Origin of the sequence: uncultured Capnocytophaga sp. (assembly GCF_938029845.1) — a bacterium.
GTDB lineage: Bacteria > Bacteroidota > Bacteroidia > Flavobacteriales > Flavobacteriaceae > Capnocytophaga.
In genome coordinates, this window is sequence record NZ_CALHGG010000175.1 from 1 (window position 1) to 24,136 (window position 24,136).

At 43.0% G+C, this 24,136-nt stretch carries 20 protein-coding genes; 10 read left to right on the forward strand and 10 right to left on the reverse strand.

What is annotated here, in order from left to right:
* The 4 genes from tig to Q0625_RS13725 form a co-directional block, all read left to right on the forward strand.
* The coding region (tig, locus tag Q0625_RS13710; protein WP_298828444.1) for a trigger factor at positions 1–1,319 on the forward strand (1,319 nt) is incomplete at its 5' end.
* A 13-nt stretch (positions 1,320–1,332) separates the two neighbouring features.
* The gene (gene clpP / locus Q0625_RS13715; protein WP_298828448.1) at positions 1,333–1,995 is read left to right on the forward strand and encodes an ATP-dependent Clp endopeptidase proteolytic subunit ClpP; all 663 of its coding nucleotides are present in this window, start codon (positions 1,333–1,335) and stop codon (positions 1,993–1,995) included.
* Positions 1,996–2,015: 20 nt separating this feature from the next.
* Positions 2,016–3,263, forward strand: a complete 1,248-nt coding sequence (clpX, locus tag Q0625_RS13720) for an ATP-dependent Clp protease ATP-binding subunit ClpX (protein ID WP_298828450.1) — start codon at positions 2,016–2,018, stop codon at positions 3,261–3,263.
* Between the two features lie 74 nt (positions 3,264–3,337).
* Entirely contained in the window at positions 3,338–4,192 is an 855-nt protein-coding gene (locus Q0625_RS13725; RefSeq protein WP_298828452.1) for a glycerophosphodiester phosphodiesterase family protein, read from the forward strand.
* Here Q0625_RS13725 and Q0625_RS13730 read toward each other — a convergent pair.
* A complete protein-coding gene (locus Q0625_RS13730; protein ID WP_298828455.1) occupies positions 4,189–4,854 on the reverse strand; it encodes a hypothetical protein in 666 nt (221 codons plus the stop codon). The genes Q0625_RS13725 and Q0625_RS13730 overlap by 4 nt on opposite strands.
* Positions 4,855–5,113: 259 nt before the next feature.
* Here Q0625_RS13730 and Q0625_RS13735 point away from each other — a divergent pair, with 259 nt between their 5' ends.
* Positions 5,114–5,260, forward strand: a complete 147-nt coding sequence (locus tag Q0625_RS13735) for a hypothetical protein (protein WP_298828458.1) — start codon at positions 5,114–5,116, stop codon at positions 5,258–5,260.
* A gap of 210 nt (positions 5,261–5,470) precedes the next feature.
* Here the strand turns inward: Q0625_RS13735 and hemL are convergent, their stop codons facing one another.
* From hemL to Q0625_RS13770, 7 genes are all read right to left on the reverse strand, one after another.
* Entirely contained in the window at positions 5,471–6,766 is a 1,296-nt protein-coding gene (gene hemL, locus Q0625_RS13740) for a glutamate-1-semialdehyde 2,1-aminomutase (protein ID WP_298828461.1), read from the reverse strand.
* A gap of 155 nt (positions 6,767–6,921) precedes the next feature.
* Positions 6,922–7,620, reverse strand: a complete 699-nt coding sequence (locus Q0625_RS13745; protein ID WP_298828464.1) for an HmuY family protein — start codon at positions 7,618–7,620, stop codon at positions 6,922–6,924.
* 106 nt (positions 7,621–7,726) lie between these two features.
* Positions 7,727–8,833 carry a DUF4903 family protein gene (locus tag Q0625_RS13750; protein WP_298828467.1) on the reverse strand — a complete coding sequence of 369 codons (1,107 nt, stop codon included), beginning with the start codon at positions 8,831–8,833 and terminating at the stop codon, positions 7,727–7,729.
* Positions 8,834–8,845: 12 nt separating this feature from the next.
* Positions 8,846–10,393 (reverse strand): leucine-rich repeat domain-containing protein, encoded by a 1,548-nt coding sequence (locus tag Q0625_RS13755; protein ID WP_298828469.1) that lies wholly within the window; start codon positions 10,391–10,393, stop codon positions 8,846–8,848.
* 30 nt (positions 10,394–10,423) lie between these two features.
* Positions 10,424–12,763, reverse strand: coding sequence for a TonB-dependent receptor (locus Q0625_RS13760; RefSeq protein ID WP_298828471.1), 2,340 nt, complete (start codon positions 12,761–12,763; stop codon positions 10,424–10,426).
* 2 nt (positions 12,764–12,765) lie between these two features.
* Complete coding sequence (locus tag Q0625_RS13765; protein WP_298828474.1) at positions 12,766–13,932, reverse strand: DUF4903 family protein; 1,167 nt, start codon at positions 13,930–13,932, stop codon at positions 12,766–12,768.
* A gap of 19 nt (positions 13,933–13,951) precedes the next feature.
* Positions 13,952–15,352: a leucine-rich repeat domain-containing protein gene (locus tag Q0625_RS13770; protein ID WP_298828476.1), complete on the reverse strand. Its 1,401-nt coding sequence runs from the start codon at positions 15,350–15,352 to the stop codon at positions 13,952–13,954.
* Positions 15,353–15,728: 376 nt separating this feature from the next.
* Here Q0625_RS13770 and Q0625_RS13775 point away from each other — a divergent pair, with 376 nt between their 5' ends.
* The 4 genes from Q0625_RS13775 to Q0625_RS13790 all read left to right on the forward strand — a co-directional run bounded on the left by Q0625_RS13775 (position 15,729) and on the right by Q0625_RS13790 (position 20,367).
* Positions 15,729–16,244, forward strand: a complete 516-nt coding sequence (locus Q0625_RS13775) for a nitroreductase (protein ID WP_298828478.1) — start codon at positions 15,729–15,731, stop codon at positions 16,242–16,244.
* A gap of 74 nt (positions 16,245–16,318) precedes the next feature.
* On the forward strand, positions 16,319–17,977 hold the full coding sequence (gene recN, locus Q0625_RS13780; protein WP_298828481.1) for a DNA repair protein RecN: 1,659 nt from the start codon (positions 16,319–16,321) through the stop codon (positions 17,975–17,977).
* 6 nt (positions 17,978–17,983) lie between these two features.
* Positions 17,984–18,484 carry a hypothetical protein gene (locus Q0625_RS13785; protein WP_298828484.1) on the forward strand — a complete coding sequence of 167 codons (501 nt, stop codon included), beginning with the start codon at positions 17,984–17,986 and terminating at the stop codon, positions 18,482–18,484.
* Positions 18,485–18,510: 26 nt separating this feature from the next.
* A complete protein-coding gene (locus Q0625_RS13790) occupies positions 18,511–20,367 on the forward strand; it encodes an ABC-F family ATP-binding cassette domain-containing protein (RefSeq protein ID WP_298828489.1) in 1,857 nt (618 codons plus the stop codon).
* A gap of 48 nt (positions 20,368–20,415) precedes the next feature.
* Here Q0625_RS13790 and Q0625_RS13795 read toward each other — a convergent pair whose 3' ends face one another.
* Positions 20,416–21,120: a YiiX/YebB-like N1pC/P60 family cysteine hydrolase gene (locus tag Q0625_RS13795; protein WP_298828492.1), complete on the reverse strand. Its 705-nt coding sequence runs from the start codon at positions 21,118–21,120 to the stop codon at positions 20,416–20,418.
* Positions 21,121–21,156: 36 nt separating this feature from the next.
* Positions 21,157–21,702: a DUF1440 domain-containing protein gene (locus Q0625_RS13800; protein WP_298828494.1), complete on the reverse strand. Its 546-nt coding sequence runs from the start codon at positions 21,700–21,702 to the stop codon at positions 21,157–21,159.
* A gap of 228 nt (positions 21,703–21,930) precedes the next feature.
* Between Q0625_RS13800 and Q0625_RS13805 the strand changes: the two genes are divergently transcribed.
* A complete protein-coding gene (locus tag Q0625_RS13805) occupies positions 21,931–24,135 on the forward strand; it encodes a TonB-dependent receptor (RefSeq protein ID WP_298828497.1) in 2,205 nt (734 codons plus the stop codon).
* The last annotated feature ends 1 nt before the right edge of the window (position 24,136 follow it).

Below are 24,136 nucleotides of genomic sequence, written 5' to 3' on the forward strand. Positions count from 1 at the left end.
TTAGCAAAGAACAAATAGACGCGCTTAATGCCGTAATTACCTTAGAGATTGACAAATCTGACTACCAAGGAAAGGTAGAAGAAGCACTGAACAATTATCGCAAGAATGCTTCTATCCCAGGGTTTCGCAAAGGACATGTACCTATGGGAATGGTTAAAAAACAATACGAAAAGGCTATACAAGCTGATGAGCTTAACAAACTCATTAGCGAGTCCTTGAACAAATTTATCGAAGATGAAAAGCTTCGCTTATTAGGTCAACCGATTCCTAAAGAAGAAGGCTCTGATGCCAACTTCCTAGGAGATCACCACAAATTTGTCTTCGAAATAGGCTTAGAACCTGAATTCACCGTTGATCTTAGCCAACCTATTGACTACTACGATATAAAAGTAACTGACAAGGAAATAGATACTCAGATAGAACACCTCCGTGGTCACTTTGGAACCTATGAGGTAAGTGAGAGTATCAGTGAAAAAAGCCAAATCTCAGGTACTTTCTTCAATGAAGCAGAACAAGTAGATAAGTTCTTCACCTTTGCCGCTAAACAATTAGGCGAAAAAGCATTTGAAGCACTCAAAGGCAAAAAAGTAGGTGACCAACTTAGCCTCTCTACCAAAGGACTTTTCAAAGATCCTCATATGCTTATGCAAGCGCTCGAAAAACCACATGATGTGGTACATGACCTAGACATAGAGGTAACCTTCACTATTGAAAAAATAGAAGATCAGGTATTGGCCGATATGAACGAAGAGTTCTTCCAAAAAGTATATCCTGATACTACCACTGAAGCGGATTTCCGCGAGAAGGTAGCCAAGAGTATCAAAGAAGATTTTGATCACTCCTGTGATGTACGCCTCTTGGATGATGCTACTGAAATGCTTATTGAAAAAACTAAGTTCGACCTACCTGCCGACTTCCTTAAACGTTGGATTCGCGCTACTAGTGAGAACCCTATCACTGAAGAAGAAGCTGCTGAAGACTACAAAAACTCTGAAAAAGGCTTGCGTTATCAGCTTATAGAAGGTAAGATTGTAGAACAGAACAACCTACAAGTATCTTACCAAGAAATACGCGATTTCACAGAAAACGCTATCCGTGCTCAGATGGCACGCTTTGGCTTGTTCGAAATAGGCAAAAAAGAGTTGGACAACTTTGTAAACAATACCCTTAAAGAACGTGCTGAGGTAGAACGCATTCACCGTGAACTCACCGGAGGCAAGCTCATTCAGTTCTACAAAGAAAAAGCCAACCTAAACAAAATAGAGATCGATATAGATTCTTTCATTGAAAAGTTCTATTCACACCAACATCACCACTAATTTTTGACAAGAAATGGATTATTCAAAAGAATTCAAGAAATATGCTACCCAACATAGGGGTATCAGTAGTATGTACTACGATACCATCGTTAGCAGCATGACTCCCTATATTGTGGAAGAACGCCAACTGAATGTAGCTCAGATGGACGTGTTCTCCCGCCTTATGATGGATAGAATCATCTTCCTAGGGACAGAAGTTAATTCGCATGTAGCCAATATCATACAAGCTCAATTACTCTTCCTTGAGAGTGTAGATGCGAACAAAGATATCCAAATATACATCAACTCCCCAGGGGGTGAGGTGTATTCAGGTTTGGGAATCTATGACACCATGCAGTTCATCAAGCCCGATGTAGCCACTATCTGTACAGGTATGGCTGCTTCCATGGCTGCTGTATTGCTCTGTGCTGGAGCACAAGGAAAGCGCTCCGCCTTACCACACTCCCGAGTGATGATTCACCAACCACTGGGAGGTGCCCAAGGACAAGCCAGCGATATAGAAATCACTGCTCGTGAAATCCTAAAGATAAAAGAGGAATTAGCCCTTATCATTGCAAAACACACAGGCAAATCCACTGAAGAGGTAATCCGTACAGGAGATCGCGACTACTGGATGATTGCTAGCGAAGCTAAAGACTTCGGTATGATAGACGAGGTGCTAAATCGTCAAAAATAACCCCTTAAAATTCGAATGTTATGAGTACAACAACTGAAGTATGCTCCTTCTGTGGTAGGCACTCAGGAAAAGACGTTTTCTTGGTTTCTAGCGGAGTAGAGAGTAATGTATATATCTGTAATTTTTGTATAGAGCAGGCCGCAAGTATCTGGCGTTCCGAGATAGAGAACAACAAGAAAAAAGCGATCATGGCGCTAAACAAAGATCTCTTGCTGAAAAAACCTACTGAAATAAAGGGCTTCCTTGATGAATATGTCATTGGTCAAGAAGCTACCAAGAAAGTGCTTTCTGTGGCGGTATACAACCACTACAAACGCCTTTTGCAAGATCGTGATGAGCATGAGGTAGAAATCCAAAAGAGTAATATCGTGATGGTAGGGCAGACAGGGACAGGTAAGACCCTTATGGCTCGTACCATTGCCCAGATGCTCAATGTACCTTTGGCGATAGTAGATGCCACTGTCTTTACCGAAGCAGGTTATGTAGGGGAGGATGTGGAAAGTATCCTTACCCGCCTTTTGCAAGCGGCTGACTACGATGTGGATAGAGCCGAGCGCGGTATTGTCTTCATAGATGAGATAGACAAGATTGCCCGCAAGGGAGATAACCCTTCTATCACCCGAGACGTCTCTGGCGAAGGGGTACAACATGCGCTGCTAAAACTCTTGGAAGGTTCCATAGTGAATGTACCACCCAAAGGAGGGCGCAAGCACCCTGACCAAAAATACATCGAAGTCAATACAGAGCATATCCTCTTTATCGCAGGAGGTGCCTTCGATGGTATAGAGCAGATTATCGCTAAGCGTATGAATCGCCAAGCTGTAGGCTACAATACCTCCAAGGAGACTCGTGTAGATGATAAGAACCTACTCCAATATGTTACTCACAAAGACCTAAAGGATTATGGACTTATCCCTGAGATCATCGGCCGACTTCCAGTGCTTACCTATATGAACCCACTGGATGAGGAAACCCTCCGCATGATACTCACCGAACCTAAGAACGCGATTATAAAGCAATATATCAAACTTTTTGCTATGGATGATATCACACTCTCCTTCGAGGAAGATGCGCTAAATTTCATAGTAGAAAAAGCCTTAGAATACAAGCTTGGTGCGCGTGGATTGCGTTCGCTCTGTGAGAGTATCCTCACCGATGCGATGTTCTCCCTACCTGGTACAGGGGAAAAGAGCTTGGTAGTTACCCGTGCTTATGCTGAGGATAAACTCACCAAATCGGGCTTTACCCAACACCTACTTAGTGCATAATAGTTTATAAATATTTGTAAGGATATAGGACTTCTAACAGAAAGTTCTGTATCCTTTTTTTAATTAAAAAAACCATGAAAAAGACTTTCTTATTATCACTTCTATTACTCTTGGGAGTAGTAGCTTGTAAGAACTCCTCTACAGGACAAATTACCCCTCAGAAGGATGTAATTACCAATCAGATTTATTTCGCTGAAAAACCCATTGTTTCTGCTCACCGTGCAGGCAAGGGCATCGCAGGCTATCCAGAGAACTGCTTGCAAACGATTCAGTACCTTTCCAAAAAGGGTATCCACAGCTTTGAGATAGACATCTTCGAAAGTACTGATGGTGACCTTATGCTCATGCATGACGACAAACTCGGTCGTACCGCCACTGGACAAGGAGTTGTTTCGCAGATGAGCACTGAGGCACTGCTCAAGGAACGCCTCAAAGATGATTTTGGCAAAGAAACCGACTTCCAAATACCTCTGCTCAAGGATGTATTGGCTTGGTGTAAGCAACATGGCGCTTACTTGATGTTGGATTTCAAAAAAGGAATCTCCTACAGCAAGGTAGCCGAACTGGTACGTGCCGAGCAGATGCAAGCCCAAGTGGTGCTTATCAGCTACAATGTAGAACAAGCCAAGGCGCTCTATCGTGTAGCCCCCGAGATGCTTATTTCGGTAACCATACGCAATCAGAGCGAACTTGACCGTATTTTGGAAACAGGTATTGAACGCGAGAAACTTGTTGCCTTCACGGGGGTACACTTGGCAGATGATAGCCTCTACAAAAAGCTCAATGAACTGAGAATCCCTTCTATCCTTGGTACTCTTGGTAACTTAGACAAGCGTGCTGAAGCTCGTGGTGACCATCTCTACAAGGAATGGGCACAAAAGGGTATACAAATATTCTCCACTGATAGACCTTTTGCTCCGAAATTTTAAAGCAAATAACATGGCGGTCTTATACGGTTTCTATCGTACATAGGGGCTGCCACTATGAAGTTTTTAGGGTTATATGCGCTTTTGCGTTCCTTAGCCTTACAAGCAGCGTTACGGCGCTGCTTTTTTTGTTTGCAAGTGGTTTGTATACTTAGATCTGCCACCTGCACTCTTAGGCTTATGCGATAAGGCTTACGGGACTTAATCGCTTTGCTGGAAGCAAAATGGGCGAGTACCTCATGATAGGGGAGGGATAAAGGTTCAGGGGTATAGGTAGGAGTTGCCAACTTATGAGGAGTACGAGTTATAAGCCCACACCAGCGGGAGGAGCTACAAGCTCTATCGCTTGTAGGTACGAGCTGCAAGCTCGCACCAGCATGTTGGCTGAATGGTTCACATACTTTGTTCTCACATACTTTGTCGCTATGAGCAGGCGTTGGACGAGCATACTCCATACAAGGTAGCTTTCGACCCACATACCCAAGCTCCAAGTTTTCGCTTGGCTTTACTTTTCGCTCTTTACTCTTCTGCAGCCATCTTTCTAAGCGCATGATGATACGAATAGCCGCGATGCTTTGGCTAATGGAAGCCACTACGGTCTTTCCATTGCTCTCTATCGGCTGACGACGTGCGTATGTCCAAAGTATTTCTAATGCCTCCTCCATAATTTAAAAGTTTTCAGTAGTCAGAAGTCAGTTCTCAGTCTATTGCAACTAATGGCTGATGACTTTTGTACTCTATAACTGACACCTGAATAGTGAATAGTGAAAAATTAAAAGTGAAAAACGAATGGCTAAGTAACTCTATTCATTATTCACTTTTCACTCTTCACTTAACTGGGGCAAAGTTACGATATCACAAAGGGCAAAGTCAAGGAAAAGGCTTGCGAGAAGTAAGAATTTATACAATAAAAAAATATGTTAAGTGTTTAACAGCGGGCAGAAGGCAGTGAACAGCGGGCAGTGGACAGAAGACAGTAGACAGAGGGCAGTGGGCAGAGGACAGTGGACAGAAGACAGTGGGCAGAAGACAGTAGACAGAGGGCAGTGGGCAGAGGACAGAAGACAGTAGACAGAGGGCAGTATATTGCGACTAATAGATAATTATAAGAGGCAATAAATTTAGATGACTATAAGACGCAATAAATTGCGTCTCTACAGAAGCGTTGGCTAAGACAATTCCTTGCTTAGCATGGTCTTTTGTAGGGACGCAATTTGTTGCGTTTTAATGAATTAGACAATATAAGGTTTTCTCTGTTATTATCCTATTTGAATTCCTAATTTAGATTTCTCCTTTCTCCACTGCATCTTTGAGGGCAGCGATAGTCGTATCCAAATCGGCATAGGAAAGGGCATCGTTGAGGAAGTAGCTTTCATAGCCGCTTGGTGGCAAGTAGATACCACGTGAGAGTAGCGCATGGAAATACTTCTTAAAACGTCCGTGATCGGCACGCTGTGCGCTGATAAAGTTGGTTACAGGTTCTTGAGTGAAGAACACAGAGCACATAGAACCAAAGCGATTGATCTGTACAGGAATATCTGCCTCAGCAAATACCTTCTCAAGGCCTGCGTGTAGGTAAGCCGTTTTCTTCGCTAAGCTCTCAAATACCTCTGGGTGCTTTTCTATTTCGGTAAGCATCGCCAATCCTGCGCTCATCGCCAGTGGGTTACCACTGAGGGTACCTGCCTGATATACGGCTCCTGTAGGGGCTAAGTGATCCATAATCTCAGCTCGAGCAGCAAAAGCAGCCACAGGGAGTCCGCCTCCGATTACCTTACCAAAAGTTACTAAGTCTGCCTTGATATTCAAAGCCTCTTGAGCGCCTCCTTTTGCCAAGCGGAAGCCTGTCATCACCTCATCCAAGATAAGGAGCGTACCTTGTTCATCACAAAGCGCACGAAGTGCTTCCAAGAAACCTTTTTTAGGCAATACACAGCCCATATTTCCCGCAATAGGCTCTACAATAATAGCCGCAATCTGCTTGGGGTGCGCCGCGAAAAGCGCCTTTACTGAATCAATATCGTTATAGGTTGCCAATAGGGTGTCCTTGGCAGTACCTTGAGTAACCCCAGGGCTATTAGGCACCCCGAAAGTAGTGGCGCCGCTACCTGCGGCAATAAGGAAAGAATCCGAATGCCCATGGTAGCAACCTGCAAACTTGATAATTTTTTCCCTTTGGGTATAGCCACGTGCTAAGCGAATAGCACTCATACAGGCCTCTGTACCACTATTGACAAAGCGGATTTTCTCCACATGAGGCACCATGGAGAGCGCTTTTTCTGCAATCAGCGTCTCTATCTCGGTAGGCATCCCGAAGGAAGTACCTTTTTTGGCTCGCTCGGTAACCGCCTCTATCACAGGGGCATAGGCATGACCGAAGAGCAGCGGTCCCCATGAAGCAATATAGTCAATGAGCTTGTTCCCATCAGCATCGTACAGATAAGCCCCTTTGGCATATTCCACAAAAATAGGATTTCCCCCTACGGAATTAAAGGCACGTACGGGAGAGTTCACCCCTCCAGGAAGTACCTGTTGCGCTGCTTGAAAGAGCGCACTGCTTCTTTTGTATGATAACATCTTTTCTAATTGTTAATGGTTAATTGTTAATTATCAATGTCTAACAACTAAGACAAGTGCAAAGGTACAACATTTTAAATGAAAAGTGAAAAGTTTTGAGTTTTTAGTTTTTAGTTTTTAGTTATTTTAGCAGTGCTTGGGAAAAATGTAGGATTTTACTTTAACTCATCACAATAGAAGCTAATACGCCCTCCCGTTTCGCCTATCTCAATACTTTCGTCATACCAACTGACAATTTGCAGCTTGAAATAATGAGCCCCATCGGCAGTGCGAATGACATAGGTGTGAAATGAAGGAAGGTATGAGGGTGGAGGTCCTGAAAATACCAACGCCTTATTCAAAAGCGGACTCGCACTGGTCTTTGTTTGCTGAGGTCCTTTATTGGGGTCAAACCAAGGTATTCCTGTGATGTTATTAGCTACGGTATAGCTCACCCATTCACGTTGTGACATCGTAATGGATATATTATCCATATCCGTCACCCATTCTACATTGTGGGGTATTTGTGACTTCTTAGTCCATCGGTCATAGCCTTGGAATCCCATATCGGCTACTCCACCTCGCCCATTGCCACTAGTACCACTGTTGGTACGCAGCTTGTTCCCACAGAAAGCCAAATCCCAGTCTGTCCGTGTTTTTTGCTCTCCCTCTCTGATATCACTATTTACCTGATAAGCATTGAATATTTCTCCTGTACGTAGGTTGTAGTATATCCAGTCGTTAGTTACCTCATTGACATACCCAGAGCGACGTGGAAGCACCTTCCCCGTAAAGGGGAGCGCCTCATACTTCACACAAGCTATACACAAGAAGGCTATCAGGGTAGTATATAAATATTTCTTTATATTTCTCATGATATTGTTGTTTGTCTTAAAAAGAAATTAGCCGTTAGAGATGAGTCCTTAGCCAGTCGCTTACTAACGACTAAAAGACTCATCCCTAACGACTAACCCCTAATGACTAATGTTCATATCCAAAAGAAGCAGCTATCAGCAACCCTGTCTCAGGGTCTAGGAAAGCAAGGATTGCGTTATTCTTTCTTGCATTGATATACATACGCAACACCCCTTTAGTAGAAGTTTTTAACTTCGTTTTTCCATCCGCACTATATATAGTAGAAGTTACCTCTACCGCTTTGAGCTTGCAAGTACCGCCAGTGACAATATTATCATACTTAGCAAACTCACGCTTGGTGATGATATCATGAAAACGTCCTACTGCCTTCAGCTCTATTTGCTGGTTGCCTACTTGAGTTTTAGCTAAGGTAACGGTAAGGCGTCCTGCAGGGTCACGACCTTCTTTTCCGTTCCAAGAGAAGCTAAGGGGCAATTGTGCTTTAGTAGCCTTCTTTTCATAGGTTACGGTAGCATTGAAAGTCTTTTGGGTACCCAAGCTATCGATGGCATCTTGTGGATTAACTTTAAATACTTGTAGGTTTTGCTTGAGTTTCTCTTCAGCTAAGGCTTCTTCATAAGTAAAGAGTGCTTCCTCGAACTCAGCTTCGGTACGATTACCCACTACCTTTTGCTTGAATACATAGCCGGTAACATTCATAATGTTATAGTTCAAGTTCATCTCTATCTCGTGGGTGTCGAGGTTGTAATAGGCTTTTACCATACTGTTACCTCCGCGTACAGGCTTGTCGCCCTTGTAGTTTACTTCGTCTTCGTAGGTAGTAGTTACGGCGTTGTCATCATAGAGTTTTACCCAATTTCCTTTGTAAAGGTCTTTGTCCCAAGAGTTAAGTTCCATTACGTTAGCACGCATCACTACCGAAATAGGAAAAGGCATATTTCCTGGTTGTGTTTTGGAGATAAGTATTCCCATTTTCTGGGTAGCCTCGTCCCATTTGAAAGTGAACTGCGTAGGACAACCGCTTTTGAGCAGTGTTTTGTCCACTCCTGCCAGCTTTACGTGTTGCCCCAAGATGGCATACCCTGAAAGGTCTTTCTTGAGTTGGGCTATTTTGTCAGAGTTCTCTGATATAGGGCTATTTTGTTCTTCTTTTTGGCAAGCCGTCATTAAAGTAAGTACGGCGAGCACACTGGTGTATATAAACTTTTTCATGGATACAAATCTTTAGTTATTATTAGTAGGTTCTTGGAGTACCCCTCTTTTAATTTCTACAAAGTCAAGCGTATCGTCCTGGAAAAGACTGAAAGAGAGAATGCGCTCTACACGCTTGCGGTTGTTCACAAAATCTTTGATATCGGGATGACGCTTGTAGAAGTCTGGTGTTACCGAAAGAATAAAAGCCCCCGCTGAAGCATCCCATTTATCAGGATCGCCAAAGAAATCTCGCTTCAACTCTTTCCATAGGCTATGACCTTCTTTCACCGCTTCTCCCAGAATGTCAAAGCCATAAAGTATCTTTTTAGGGAAGATAACCTTTACCCCTGGCACTTTGCCAAAAGCTAAAACATTTCCTGCTGTCATCTCACTAAGGTCTAAGGTAGCCTTTAGCTTAGGTAAGGACTCTAAATGGAAAATGAAGAAAGTAAGAGGGTTTTTAGACTGAGAAAAGTTAGGTAGTTGCAAGCTCTCTAACTTAGGCAACCCTATAAGCTCCAACCTATCTGCACTCCAGAATGGACTCTGTCTGCTTCTGAGTATCTGGCACATCTGTTTAGAAGCCGAAAGATCAAGACTCTTGATAGTGTTATCGTAGAGAATAGTAATATCCGACAAGATTTGTGCCTCAGAGGAATTGATATATCCTGTATTTACATAGTGTAAAGAAAGTAATTCTGTCTTCTTAGCTATCCTAAAGTAAGGTAAGGTATAACGCTTCTCTTCACTCATCTCCAAGATTATATTACCGGCAAATTGTGGGTGATTAATGATATACTCTACCCCCTCAATGCTTACTACATCATAACGCTCATCTACATATGGCTCAGAAGGATTGCGAGCCCCCTGACTGATAATCACTGCCAAAGAGGCACTCTCCATAGTCATCTGCTTGCTGATATCTATCTTATCCCCTTCAAACACCGTAGGATATTGGCGCTTGAGTATCTTTCTAAAGATAGCATCGGGCACGGAGCGCAAGGTAGTATATTTCTCTACCTTCCCTGTGGCATTCTCTATCTGCACATCGGCATTCGGCAACAACTTCACCAAAGCAGGTATGTTAAGCATATTGTATTTCGCACTTTGAGGAAGAATCAAACGATCCAAAGAGTGGAAAAGCGTTATCTTCTCAGCAGCATCTTCCTCGTAATTGAACTGTGCCAAGTGCTCAAACTCATAGATAGTGTTCTTAGAGAGATTTACTGAAGTTACCGATTTGGGCAACTGGGCAAAGTCAAATACATTTGCAAACTTGTTATTAGAAAGGTTCACCTCTTTCAAGTTAGGGAACGAAGCAAGTCCCGTAACATCTGTAAGGTTTTTACCTGAAAGGTCAAGGGAAGTGGTATTCTTCACCTTGTCATCCACTACCAAGCGATTTCCTTCGAAGGAGAATCCTTTGGCTTTAAGTGCTGTGAGGAGTGTCTCACTCTGCACTGGTTTGGCTTCATTGACAGGCGGGGTATCGCCATCGTCAGACTTGCTACAAGCACCTAGCGATAAGAGCGCCAGTGCAAGCAAGCATTTTTTTGTTTGATGGATTATTTGAATCATCTTTTATAAAGATTTTTTTGATTTACTAATTTAAAAATCAATTTCTACCTGCACAAACCATCTGCGTCCAGCAGTAGCAGGAATATTGAACATAGTCACACCAGAACCCAAGGTCGAAGGTATGTAATTGAAAATATTATTTGCCCCAATATTCACCTTGTAATGTTTCAAAAATCGCTGTTGCACATTCAAGTTAAATAATGCATAGGCAGGCAATTCACAACGAAAATAAGCTTCCTTACTCACAGGACGCACACGGGTACCTCCTCCTATGAGAGGTATTTCCTCTTTCACCGTGATACGATCTTGTACATCGAAGGTTTTCTTACCCATCATACTCATTGTCAGGTTTGCCGACAGATCATAATTCTCACGATACCACTTGTATTCAAGCCCTGCTGTGGCTGCATGAGGAGAGGTAGTGTTAATGCGCAATCCCTCTGTTTTGCTCACATCCACATACGAATAGGAAGCGTTCAGCGCGAGGGCAGGTACTATCTTCCAGCGAGTGAGCAGGTCAAAGCCCAATAATCGTTGCTGGGAGAGGTTCATATACTGGAAGTTATACTGAAATTCGTAAATCTTCCAGATCCCCTCTATCTTGTCCTTAAACTGATTGACAAAGGCATTTGCTGATATAAAGAAGTTAGGTACGGCATACTCCGCCCCTACTGAAAAGTAATGGTTTTTTTCAGGTTGTAACATCTCATTACCTACGATCTGGAACATCCCTAAGTGATCCCAATTGAAAAACAACTCTTTGATAGATGGCGAGCGGTAACCCTTGGCGTAATTCAGGCGATATGAAAGGGCTTCCGTAGGAGAAAATTTCACCGCTACCTTAGGAAGTGCCATTAGTCCAAATTGCAGACTATAATTGGTACGCAATCCTGCTTCTACTTGCCATTTAGGGGTGATTGTATAGCTATCTTGGAAGAAGAACTCCCATTCCTTCAATCCTCGCGTAAGCATACGATTGGCAGCAAAGCGGTCACTGGTGAGGTCGTCTTGGAAATAGTCAATCCCCAGAATAAGGTCATGCTTCTTGAAGTATCGCGAGGTAAGCGTCAGGCGAGGTTGCATAATCCTAGAGTCATACACTTTCTTATCCACATCACGACGTTCGTGGCGCTTGTAACGTTCATAAAAATCCGTATGAAAGGTACCCTGCAGGGTAAAGTAGTCTTTCAGTTGGTAGGAGAGTTTCAGCCCTCCTGTGAAGTCTTTCGTTTGTGAGAAATACAGGTCTTGTACCATATCATAGGAATTCATCAGAAAGCCCGTACCATAGAGCTGTAAGCTAAAATCCTTCGTTTCAAAATAGACCTTTTGTGAAGCCGATAAGTGTTCCACTCCCTCAATACCCATTGGTGGGCGTGAGAAGGTGGATTGTACTATGGTATCTTTGGGCAAAAATGGATTGGCTTCACGGGTATAGACCTTGCGATCGGGTTCCCTCTGGTAGAGATAATAAGCATCTTGACTGCTGAACCACACATCGGTTTGAGTGGTGAATTTCCCTATTTTAGCCCCTGCAGATACCCATGATTGTAGGTTGGGTTTGTCTGCATTTTTCTCAAACATATAGAGGAAATCTCGTGGCTGTGGATTATGATAGTTGCGCTCGTTCATCTCGGCATGGCGAGAGCCTACGGTAATGCTTAGGGGCTTATCTGTTTTCTTAGTAATGATATTAATCACTGCCCCTGCTGCCCGCGATCCATAGAGGGTAGAGGAGGCACCTTTCATCACCTCTATACGTTCCACGGCGTGTAGATTAAAGCGTTCGTAATCGAGATTCCCTGCCATTTCACCTGTCATACGCTCACCGTCCATCAGAAAGAGAATATGGCGTGCATCCAGTCCCTGCATACTTATCTCATTGCCAAAGCCTACCTTCTGGATATTCATACCAGGGGTTTCCTGCATGAGAGCTTGCTGTATATTACTATAACCTGCTTTTATGAGTTCCTGTCCTGTGATCACTTGAACCACCGTAGGGGTTTCCTTAATAGGGCGTAGGGGAGTGACTGACTTGGCCGTAATGGTAGTACCTGCGAGGGCTGTCATCTCCTGAGAGAGGTATACAGTTACATCCTGCCCTTGAGAAAGCGTTCCTTTCTTTTCCTTATAGCCCAATGACTGCACCTGGTAGTACAATGTACCCTCCTTATGCTTTTTCAGGATAGCAAACCCTTTGTCATCGGCTACACTGTGTTGTAACTTATCACTATAAGCAGGTTCCGTATAGCTTACCACTGCTGCCACTACAGGCTCTCGGGTGCTTTCATCAAGCACCCGTAGCCGTATTTGTTGCCCATAACTTTGCCAATACATAGCAAAGAGAAATAAGAATGTTGTATATTTCATTTTTACCAAAAAGAATCATAGCCTCCTTGCAAAGGAGTGATAGGAGAGGTGATATATAATCCCAGTTCTTTGTTAATATAAGCCAAGCGAATAGAAGCACCGCCCTTTTTCAAGCGAGTAATGATACGTACCTCCCCCTTATTAGAGGTCTTTAGCTGTTGGGTACCTTCCGCATTCCAAATAGTGGTAGCTACATTCACTGCTTTAAATTTGGTAAAGACGTAATGAGAAAAAGTTTCTCCCTCTATTCCTGCTTTTTGGTATAATTCCTGTTCAGTTTTGGTGGTGGGATAAGCAAAACGAGCCGTTGCATCAAAGGAAATCTGTACATTATAAGCCGCTACCAAGGTTTTAGGTAAGGTGATTTGCATACGCTTGGTAACATTGGTATATTCAGTGCCTCCTTTCCATTGGAAATGGATAGGCAAATCCACTTGAGCGGTTTTCCCTTCGTAGGAGAGGGTAGTGGCAGGTAGGGTTTTGCTTTCACCGAGGAACTCCACGGTATATTGGTAAGTCTTACCGCGTAGCTGTTCGTCACCATGGTCTAACTTCCATTCGGCAAGAGCTTCTTCGTAGGCGTCGTATTCCTCATCAAAATTTTTCAGACGAGCCGCATCTATCTTTTGGCGGAAGACATGGCCTACTACATTCATCATATTGTAGTTAATAGACAACTCTATCTGCTGTGTATTGACATTGTAGAATCCTACCAAAAGTACTGCCCCATCTGGCTTAGGCTTAGCTGGATCATCATCCTTAAGGTAGGGGGTAACCTCTCCTTTGTCATCAAAGAGTTTTATCCAGCCTGCTTCAGGATATTCGTTCTTTTCCCAAGAGGAGAGTTCCATTAGGGTTGCATTGGCGGTCATTCCAATAGCAAAAGGCATAGAACCAGGCTGTATCTTAACGATTTGGATTTCCATTTTCTTTTCTGCTTCTTTCCAGCGGAATCGGAATTTGGTAGGTACTCCTCCTGGGAGGCGGCTCTTATCCACGCCAGCCATCTTCACATCTTGACCTAATATAACTGTACTGTTGAGCTGCTGAATTACCTTAGCCGTTCTATTATCTTCCCGAATAATTTCTTGGTGTTGTTCTTCTTTTTTACATGAGAAAGCTCCTATTACAAAAGAAGCTATACATAAGAGGGATATTATTTTTTTCATCGTCAGGTATTTTAGAAAGTTAGTTTTCATCTTGGTCTTCTTGAGCTTGTACCCAGTCGTAGTCCTCTAATCCATAGTCGGAAAGGTCATTATTATTAGGGGTTATCTTCCCATTATATTTTTGGATAAAGGCTTTTGTCTGAGGGAGTTCATAGATCTGTTGAGTTATAGAGAAATTGAGTTCTCCTGCATCGTCATCTCTTTCTCCATTATGTGTAAAATAAGCCAACTGGGAGGGATAAGTAATCTTGGTCACAGGCAAGCCACCCAAAGTAAGTGTATTGATAACCTGTAGCTTACTCATATCAAAAGCTTGTAGCTTAGGAAGTGCTACCAAGGAAATCATATATACTCCAATAGGATTTTTAGCCTTGCTTAGCTCTGGTAAGGTTATTTTCTCCAAGGCAGAGCAATCTCCCAAGCTAAGTACATCTCCTCCAAATCCTGAGAGAATACTCTTCTCTCCCCTTTGTAGGAATACTTTACTATGAGAAAGGTCTATTTGTTTGATAGCTTTATTATGTGAAAGTCCCAAAATTTTGAGATTTTCTGCTTGGGATAGGTCTAAGACAGGTGTATTCACCCATTTGAAATAGACTGATTCCGTATATTTGCCTATTTTTAGATAAGGTAAGGTGTTTTCTTTTTCTTCGGACATCTCTATCTGTATGTTTCCTGCATAGTGCGGATGGTTGATGATGTATTCTAATCCGTCGAGCTTTTCTATCTTACTTTTATCCACCTCTAAGCCTGTAGGGTCATAGTGATATTGTCCTATGACTATAGGATTAGAGATTTCAGCTGTGCGCATGGGCTTACTGATATCTATCTTATCTCCCACTATGAGGCTGGGGAATAGTCTCTTGAACAGCTCAAGCAGGGTAGGGTCAGGCACCTCGCGTAGGGTGGTATATTTCTTTAGAGAGCCATCCTTACTCGCTATTTGGATATCCGCCTTAGCAGCCTTGGCATAAGCAGGAAGGCTTTCCATATCATATTGGGCAGTTATAGGAAGGATAAGTTTTTGCAAAGGACGCAAGTTCTTGAACTCATAGATTGGATTACCACTTAGATTTACCTGCTGGATATCCTCTGGAAGTAGAGAGAAGTCAAAGGCCTTCCCTAAAGCATTATTGGAGAGATTTACCTGCTGCAAGTTCTTGAAGATAGTAATTCCTGCTACACTCTTGAGTCCTGCTCCTGAAAGGTCAAGAGAAGTGAGGTTCCACAACTTATCATCAATTACAATAGCATTCCCTTCAAAGGAGAATCCTTTTGCCTTGAGTGCTGCGGTAAGTTCAGGATTGTTCAGCTCAAAACTCTCCCCATAAAGGGAAAGCTCATCTTTCTTGCATCCTACCAAGGTTATCAGTATAGCAAAGAGCCATAGATGATAGGTTTGTTGAAGAAATTTTTTCATAAAACGTCTTTTTATGGTTCAATAAATTAATATGTTAATACTTATAAGGCACAAAGATACGTTTTTTATTTGTATTTAAAATAAATAAGGATAAAAAAGATGTAAATTAGAAGATAAATAACTGAAAATCAGAATTTAAAGTTCAATCATTACTTTAGAACGATTATTATCTCCTCTTATCATTCGTCATATCTTTGTAAATAATTGTATAGGAGCACGTTACCTCCTCAAGTAATAGGTGGAATAGTACTCTCAAAAAGCCCTATACTACTATGATTCTATGTTTCTTAATTGAAAATTTAATTATTAATCATTGGTCGTTAATCATTAATTTTTGTATCTTTGCCCTTGCTTTTCATTAAAAAACCTTATTATCATGAATACTACTGCAACCTTAGTAAAGCACATCATCAAAGCTCGTAAGAGTATTTTCCCTGCGGAGTATACTGGGGAGCCGATTCCTCAGGAGGTGATAGACGATATTCTAGACATCGCTACCTATGCTCCTAACCATAAGAAAACCAAGCCTTGGCGCCTAAAGGCTTTCCGAGGAGCCGAGAAAACCGCCTTAGGAGCTGAACTCCAACGCCTCTATAAGGAACATGCAACTGCGGATAAGTTTTCCGAAGATACCTACAACACTCTTGCCCAAAAGGTCTCCAAGACCGATACCATCATCTCTATCTCAATAGAGTTCAGCGGTAAGGTACCCCAATGGGAGGAAGTTGCCGCTGTGGCTATGGCTGTACAGAACATGTATTTGCTATGTACCGCCTACGAGCTGGGCTGCTACTGGGGTACCCCTGCCTTCGCACCTAAGCTCAAGGACTTCTTGCACCTTAGCGAAAACCAAGAGTGCTATGGGATATTTTTTATAGGAAACCTTAATTAATGACTAGTGACAAGTGACTAACTACCAATTATTAGTCACTTGTCACTAGTCACTTGTCATTAATCATTGAATTCGTGTTACAATCATTAGCTATCAAGAACTTTGCCCTTATTGAGGATATCAAGATTCATTTCTCTAAGGGTTTTACTATTATCACAGGAGAGACAGGCTCAGGGAAGTCTATTCTCTTGGATGCGCTTGCCTTGGTCTTAGGCCGTAGGGCTGACCTCAGTGCCCTGAGAAACCCTGAAGAAAAGTGCGTAGTGGAGGCAGAATTTGCCATAGAGAACTATGCCTTGACCGATTTCTTCAAGCAGGAGGAATTGGACTACGAACCACTAACCATTATCCGTAGGGAAATCCTTCCTTCGGGTAAGTCACGCGCCTTTGTCAATGACAGCCCTGTTACCTTGGATGTACTCTCTGGGCTAGCTAAGGCACTGATTGATATCCATTCCCAACATGATACCCAACAGCTTAGCGAGGAAGATTTCCAATTCTTTCTCATAGATTCCTTAGCAGAGAACACACCGCTCTTGCAGGAATACCAAGCCGCTCTGAAAGTATATAAACAGCAAAGCAAAAAGCTCCAAGAACTCAAGGACTTCCAAGAGAATACCCAGAAGGAACACGATTATAACACCTTTGTCTTGGGCGAATTGCAAGAGATTGATTTGGAGGAAGGTATGCAGGAAGAGCTAGAAGCCTTCTATACGCAAGCCTCCAATAGCGAAACCATTAGGGACAACCTTACCGAGGGAGCCAATCTGCTTGCTGAAGAAGAACAAGGCATCATAACTCAAATGCGTGATCTCTCCTCTCTCTTTTCCACTCTAAGCAGCTATTCGCCCCAATATAACGAACTCTATGAACGTATTGATGCGGTGTATATAGAACTGGACGACCTCTCTCGTGAGGTGTATGACTTGGCGGAGAATGTGGAGTTTGACCCCAAGAAACTCGCCCGCGTACAGAAGAAACTCCAAAAGCTCTACGACTTACAAAAGAAGCACAAGGTCTCCACCGTATTGGAACTCATCGCTATTGAAGAAGCTTTGGAGGCGAAGGTAGCCCAAATGGAAAATATAGAAGGGGATATCGAGATTGCCCAAAAAGAGGTAGATAAAACCTTCCAAGCCCTCAGTGCTCTTGCTCAGAAGCTCCATAAGGTGCGTGAAAAGGTAATCCCCGCACTCACCAAGAGCCTACAGGCCTCTCTTAAGGACTTGGGGATGCCCAATGCCCAATTCCAAATCAGCCTAACGCCTACCGAGCAGTATCTGGCAAAAGGAAATGATAGTCTCTCTTTCCTCTTTTCTGCCAACAAAGGGGGTAATTTTGGGTTGCTTAAGAAAACTGCCTCTGGAGGGGAACTTTCTCGTATTATGCTAGCAATCAAGCACCTGCTGGCTACCAAGATTGCCTTGCCTACCATTATCTTTGATGAGATTGACACAGGAGTTTCTGGAGAAATAGCGCACAAAATGGGAGAGATCATGAAGCAGATGAGCCAAAGCCGACAGGTATTTGCTATCTCTCACTTGCCACAGGTAGCTAGCAAAGGTGATGTACATATCAAGATATACAAAACCGACATCGCAGGACGTACCACTACCCAGTTCCAAGAGCTTAGCCCAGAGCAGCGCATAGAGGAAATCGCCCAGATGCTTGGAGGAAAGGATATTACCGAATCGGCAAGGGAACACGCCAAGCAACTTCTTTCAAAAAGTTAGAAACTTATGACTCACCTAACTATACAAGGAAGGAGCCTTACTGCTATGGAATGGGGAAACAGAATATTACTACTCATGCTAACGACTTTTTTTGTTAGTGGCGTAAGTCATAGCTTTCTAGCAGACACTCTTGACCCAATAGGTTTTCTGTTACGTATTCTTTTGGTAGTAGCTACCGCTTCGATAATCATTTATATACTCATAATGATTTTTAAAGAGTACAAGTACACCCTATACACCCTCGTTATCCGTGGGGAGAGGCTAAAAATACATTATAAAGAACAGATTTTATATTCTTTGGAGAAAGATGCTATCAAAATGGCTTATTTTTTCAACCTCTCAGAGGAGAGATATAAAATGAGTAAGCCCTTCTTAGACTTATTCACAAAAGAAAAAGGTCGCATACTACATCTGTGGATTGAATATAAGGATTATGAAGCCTTAAAAGCCTATTTTATAGAACAACATATCCCTGTAAAAGACGAAGTAATCTTCCTCAAAGACTAATAACAAACACTTAAAATACCCTCAATTTGAATTATCTATCTGTAGAAAACATATCCAAAGCCTATGGGGAGCGAGTGCTCTTCGAAAATGTGTCTTTTGGTATCAACAAAGACCAAAAAATAGCCCTTATCGCTAAGAATGGGGCAGGGAAGAGTTCGCTGCTAAAAATCCTTATAGGGCAGGACACACCCGATACAGGGCAGGTAGTCTCTCGCAAGGGACTGAAAATTGCCTTTCTCTCTCAAGAACCGGCGCTACCTGAGGATTTGAGTATAGAAGACTATATCTTCCAAGAGGAAAACCCTATTCTGAAGGTGATTCAGCAGTACGAACATGCCCTAGAGCACCCCGAAGACGAAGTAGCCTACCAAAAGGCTTTTGAGGCTATGGAGCGGCATGAGGCTTGGGACTTCGAGACCCAATACAAGCAAATCCTCTTTCAGCTGAAACTCACTGATCTGCACTTGCCTATTAAGCACCTCTCAGGAGGACAACGCAAAAGGCTCGCCCTAGCCAATGTACTCATTAGTAAGCCCGACCTTATCTTCCTTGACGAGCCTACCAACCACCTTGACTTGGAAATGATTGAGTGGTTGGAGAATTTCTTTGCCAAGGAGAAAATGACCCTCTTCATGGTTACCCACGATCGTTATTTCTTGGAGCGCGTTTGCAATGAGATTGTGGAATTGGACGAGGGTACGCTTTATAGCTACAAAGGAAATTATAGCTATTTTTTGGAGAAAAAGGAGCAACGCTTACAGCAAGAGCAAGCCTCCCAAGAAAAGGCAAAAAACCTATATGTACGCGAATTAGATTGGATACGCCGACAGCCTAAAGCACGTACCACTAAGAGCAAATCGCGTATTGACGACTTTGCCATCATCAAGGAGCAAGCCCAGAAGCGCCGTCGCGAGCATGTAGTAGAGCTAGAAATCGCCATGCAACGCCTAGGGAGCAAGATTATTGAACTGCACAATGTGGTGAAGAAGTTTCCTGAAAAAACGATTCTAGACCGCTTGTCCTACGTATTCAAGCGAGGCGAACGGGTAGGTATAGTGGGCAAGAATGGTACGGGCAAGAGTACCTTCCTAAACCTACTCACAGGGAAAATTGCCCCCGATGCAGGGAAGATTATCATAGGGGAGACGGTACAATTTGGCTACTATACCCAGCAGGGTATCGAAATTAATCCTCAGGAAAAGGTCATTGATGTGATTAAGAAATACGGCGAATATATTCCACTACTCAAGGGGCGTACCCTCTCAGCTGCCCAACTCTTAGAGCGTTTCCTCTTTGACCGTAAGAAACAATATGACTATGTAGAAAAACTCAGTGGGGGAGAGCGCAAGCGCCTTTACCTATGTACGGTCCTAATTCAGAACCCTAACTTCCTCATTCTGGACGAGCCAACCAATGACCTTGACATCGTTACGCTCAATGTCTTGGAGGAGTTTCTTTTGGACTATGAGGGGTGCTTGGTGATAGTCTCCCACGACCGGTATTTCATGGACAAGATTGTGGATCACCTCTTTGTGTTCAAGGGCGAAGGTGAGGTACAGGATTTCCCTGGCAACTACTCCGACTATTTTGCTTACGAGCAATCTACCCCTAAGGAAACCGTCAAAACTGAGGAAAAAGCCCCCACCCAAAAGAACTCTTGGCGTGGTGCCAATAGCCCTCTTTCTCAAAGTGAGCAACGCGAATTAGCGCGTTTGGAAAAGGAAATTGCCCAGTTGGAAGCGCAGAAACAAGCGATTGAGGCGCTCTTTACCGAAGCCACTCTCTCCAACGAAGAACTACAAGAACAATCCCAAACCCTTAGCGACGTTCTTAGCCTCTTGGAGGAAAAAGGCAACCGCTGGTTGGAACTATCTGTAAGGTAAAAAGTAAAAAGTAAAGGGTAAAAGGTTGTAATATTTACTTTTTACCCTTTACTTTTTACTTTCCTTATAGGTGTTTATCACAATCCTAAAATACTTAGGGTTATAGAGAGTGGTCATGGAGTAGAAAGCATCCTTTCGTTGGTCTTTGTCTTGGGGGAAAGTGAGGTAATGGAGGTCATTCTCCAATATCTGATAGATCAGTTCCGTACAATAGAGTTCGGAAGGGTCATCTATCACGCCTCGGTGGTCAAAGGGCACCCCTTTTTGTAGATAATAGAGGGCACGCTCCACTACTTTGAGACCTTGTTCCGAAGTCAGCCCTTGGGGACGCACCACGAGTAGCTTCTCTGGCATGGAGTAATTAAGAAAAGTAGCAAGAGGTTGCTGCTGCATGCCGTCCGTTTCGCTCACATCGGAGGAGAGGGAGTGTATCACCCACCACTGACCTTGTCTACGGTAGAGAATCCCCGAATGAGTAACATCAAACTTACCTTTGTTGAGCCTTTGAGAAATCATATCACTAAAAAAGCCATATCCACGCCTAAGGATGATATCCCCTTGCTGAAGGGAATCCAATTGGGTAGGGGAGAGGCGTATGCGGTCTTTGTTTTTGGCCACCTGTCGCTCTTCCTCTTGGGTATCTATATAGAAAAAGAGATGAAACCCACCCCATAAGAGCAGCGGAAGAAGGAGCCAATAGGCTAATTTGCTGATTCGCCAATTTGCTAATTTGTCAATGAGTCGATGTGTCAATGTGCTAATTACTTTTTACTTTTTACCTTTTACTTTTTACCTTTCACTTTTCTCCATTCCACGTAGTACCATTTCCATGACAAATACCCAGAAGATATGACCAAGCATTTCGGAGAGGTTCTCATCAAAGGGAATCTCAGATAGAGGTGGTACTAGACCTATAAGCGGCATAACCACTACATGTGCCAAAACATTAGAGACCACAGCAAATACCGCCCCATACCACATACGTATCATAGGCAGATACAGACTTCCTACACAATAGATTACTCCAAAGACTACCGAGAAGAGGATATGTACGATAAAGATAGACAAGGGCAACTCCATTCCTGAGAAAGTATAAGTCCAGTCGTGGGGCAGTCCCAATTGCTCCAAGAATACTTGTGGGGGAGTAACCCGTTCCAAGACACCATTATTGACCACAGCACCTGTCATCCCCTCGTAAGGAAAGCCTATATGAGGATTACGTGGAGGAAAGGGCACTTCCCAACCCCACTTAACAAAAGCCCCAATAAGCCCAATAAAAGCTCCCTTTCCAAAAGCCTTAGTAAGATTGTGGGACGTAGCTTGATTTGTTTGCATAATATGATTTGTTTTGAGTGCAAAGATAGGGAAATAATGACGAATGACAAGTGACAAATAACTAACAACTAATATACCACAATAGAATTTGCCATTAGTCATTATTTAATACCATTTGTTACTAATTTCATACATATAACTCCTTTTTATGCAAATTTTTTTTGTATATTTTTCTTTCATTCCAAAAAAATGTTGTACTTTTGAGGTCAAATATAAAAATTTTAATGTATGAAACGTAATTATTTTTTATTAGCCACTGCCCTTATGGGGATTCCACTGTTGGCTCAAGAGAAAGACAGTTTATCTACCAAACAAAAGACACCTGATACCGAGGAAAACCGTAATGTGATGCTCAATGCCTCCTCCAACTCAGGGCCTCGCGAAGTAAATATAGGGCTACCATCTTCTGTAGGGGGGATTACCGTATTGGAGAATGACCTCCCTGTGGTATATTATTTTTGGCCTGAGTTGCCTTCCCGTACTTGGCGCCCCTCACAGAGCTTAAATATGCGTGGGCTTATCTCGGTAGGCGAATCCACCCTTACCATTGGGGACTTTGGTTATGCGGTTAATAGTTATACCAAGACAGGGGGTGACAAGACCCAGATAGAGGGTCTGCTCAAGGGCAACCACCATGGTTATTACTTAGGCGACGTGAATCTTAACGGTCGCTTTGGACAAAGCCATTGGCACTATGCTATAGGAGCATTGGTTACTGGCGACCCAGGAGAAGCCAAGCACAAAGGCTCCCGACTTATTGATGATACTCAAATATTCAGAGGCGTACTGACTTACCAATTTGATGAGAAAAGCGATATTAACTTTGGTTATAAGTTTGCTCGTTCAAAAATGATAAATCATTACGCCCCTTTTATTTATCATACCGACGGTAAGGTAAGCGAACACAATGGCATAGGCATTGGTACCGACTCGTATATGATCAGCGATGGGTATATCGTCCTCAAGAATGTCCTTACAGGTGAGCCTTATCGCGCCAATTATACAGGCAATGATTCCCCGCTTTGGTCTTTCTCTCATACCTTTGACCTATTTGGTAAGAATGACTTAGGCAATGATTGGTTCTTTAAGCACTCCACTCGCATTCGTTATGCAGAATCTTCTGCCCTTATTCCACTACCAGCAGGCTCTGTAAAAAGGGGCAGCGATAGTTATAGCTACCTTGACGGCACCCCTTACACAGGAGATTATGTACAGCGTATGCTCGCTATACTTTCTCCTAAAACCCCTACCACTACTTGGATGACCCGCCTATGGGCAGAGAAAAAGACGGACAACCACCAGTGGCGCTTTGGGGTATTGGGTCAGTACTACAAGGAAGATAACTACCACCAAGACCGTTCTTTCCTCTTCCACTCTGTAGAGAAGCAACCTCGTATCTTGCGCCGAAATGGTACTACCGATCCTTTCTTTGACTACAATGTGGGAGCAGAATACCACGATGGGTATGAAACTAAGATTACCGCCTATGCCTCCGACAGCTGGAATGCAACCCCTTGGCTAGACCTTTCTTATGGAGCTAACTTCCAGTACCACAAGCTCGAAGGTGATTATAGCCTGCAACCTCGCGGAGCAAATGTAGTGCTAAACCAACCTTTTACTACTTTTAACCACGACTGGTATCACCTCAACGGAGACTTACGCGCGGTGGTAAAACTCACCCCTGAGTTTGGCCTATTGGCTAACTTCACTTATCAGGAAAAACACGGCCAATTGGAAAACTACTCAGGTGCCTATACACCTGATTTTGCTAAGACTAAAACACCTTTCTTAGCAGGAGGTATCTACTATAACAACAAATGGCTTAGCTTGGTATCACAAGTATCTACCCTTACACGTAACAATTACCAAACCCGCCTAAGTATCTCCGACCGCAATAGCCCCCGTTCTGAAGTGGTTTCTGTACATTACGACATCAAGACTGTGGGTTGGACTACCGATATGGTACTCAAGCCTTTTGATAATTTCCAATTGCACTACCTACTTACCTTGCAAAACCCTGAGTATAACAACTATGGCTGGACGAATCCGTTCAACGGGCGTGCTATCAGCTATAACAACAATATCGTAACAGGTATCTCCAAGGTACTGATGGAAATAGACCCTTCGTATAGCATCAATAAGTTCCGTTTTGGACTTAACTTCCGCTATTTCAGCAAACAATATGTAAGCCCTACCAACCAGTTCTTTGTAGAACCCCGTTGGGAATCCTTCTTCTCCTCTTCGTATGAGATCAATAAGCACCTAAACCTTGGTTTCAATGTGGTGAATATCTTCAACCAGACAGGAGCCTCCACCAGTATTGCCAATTCAGAAATCCCTTATGATAACATACAAGATGCTGAAGGTAGCTTAGTTACAGGTTCTTACATACGTCCACTTACCTTTGAACTACAATTGAATTTTAGGTTTTAGT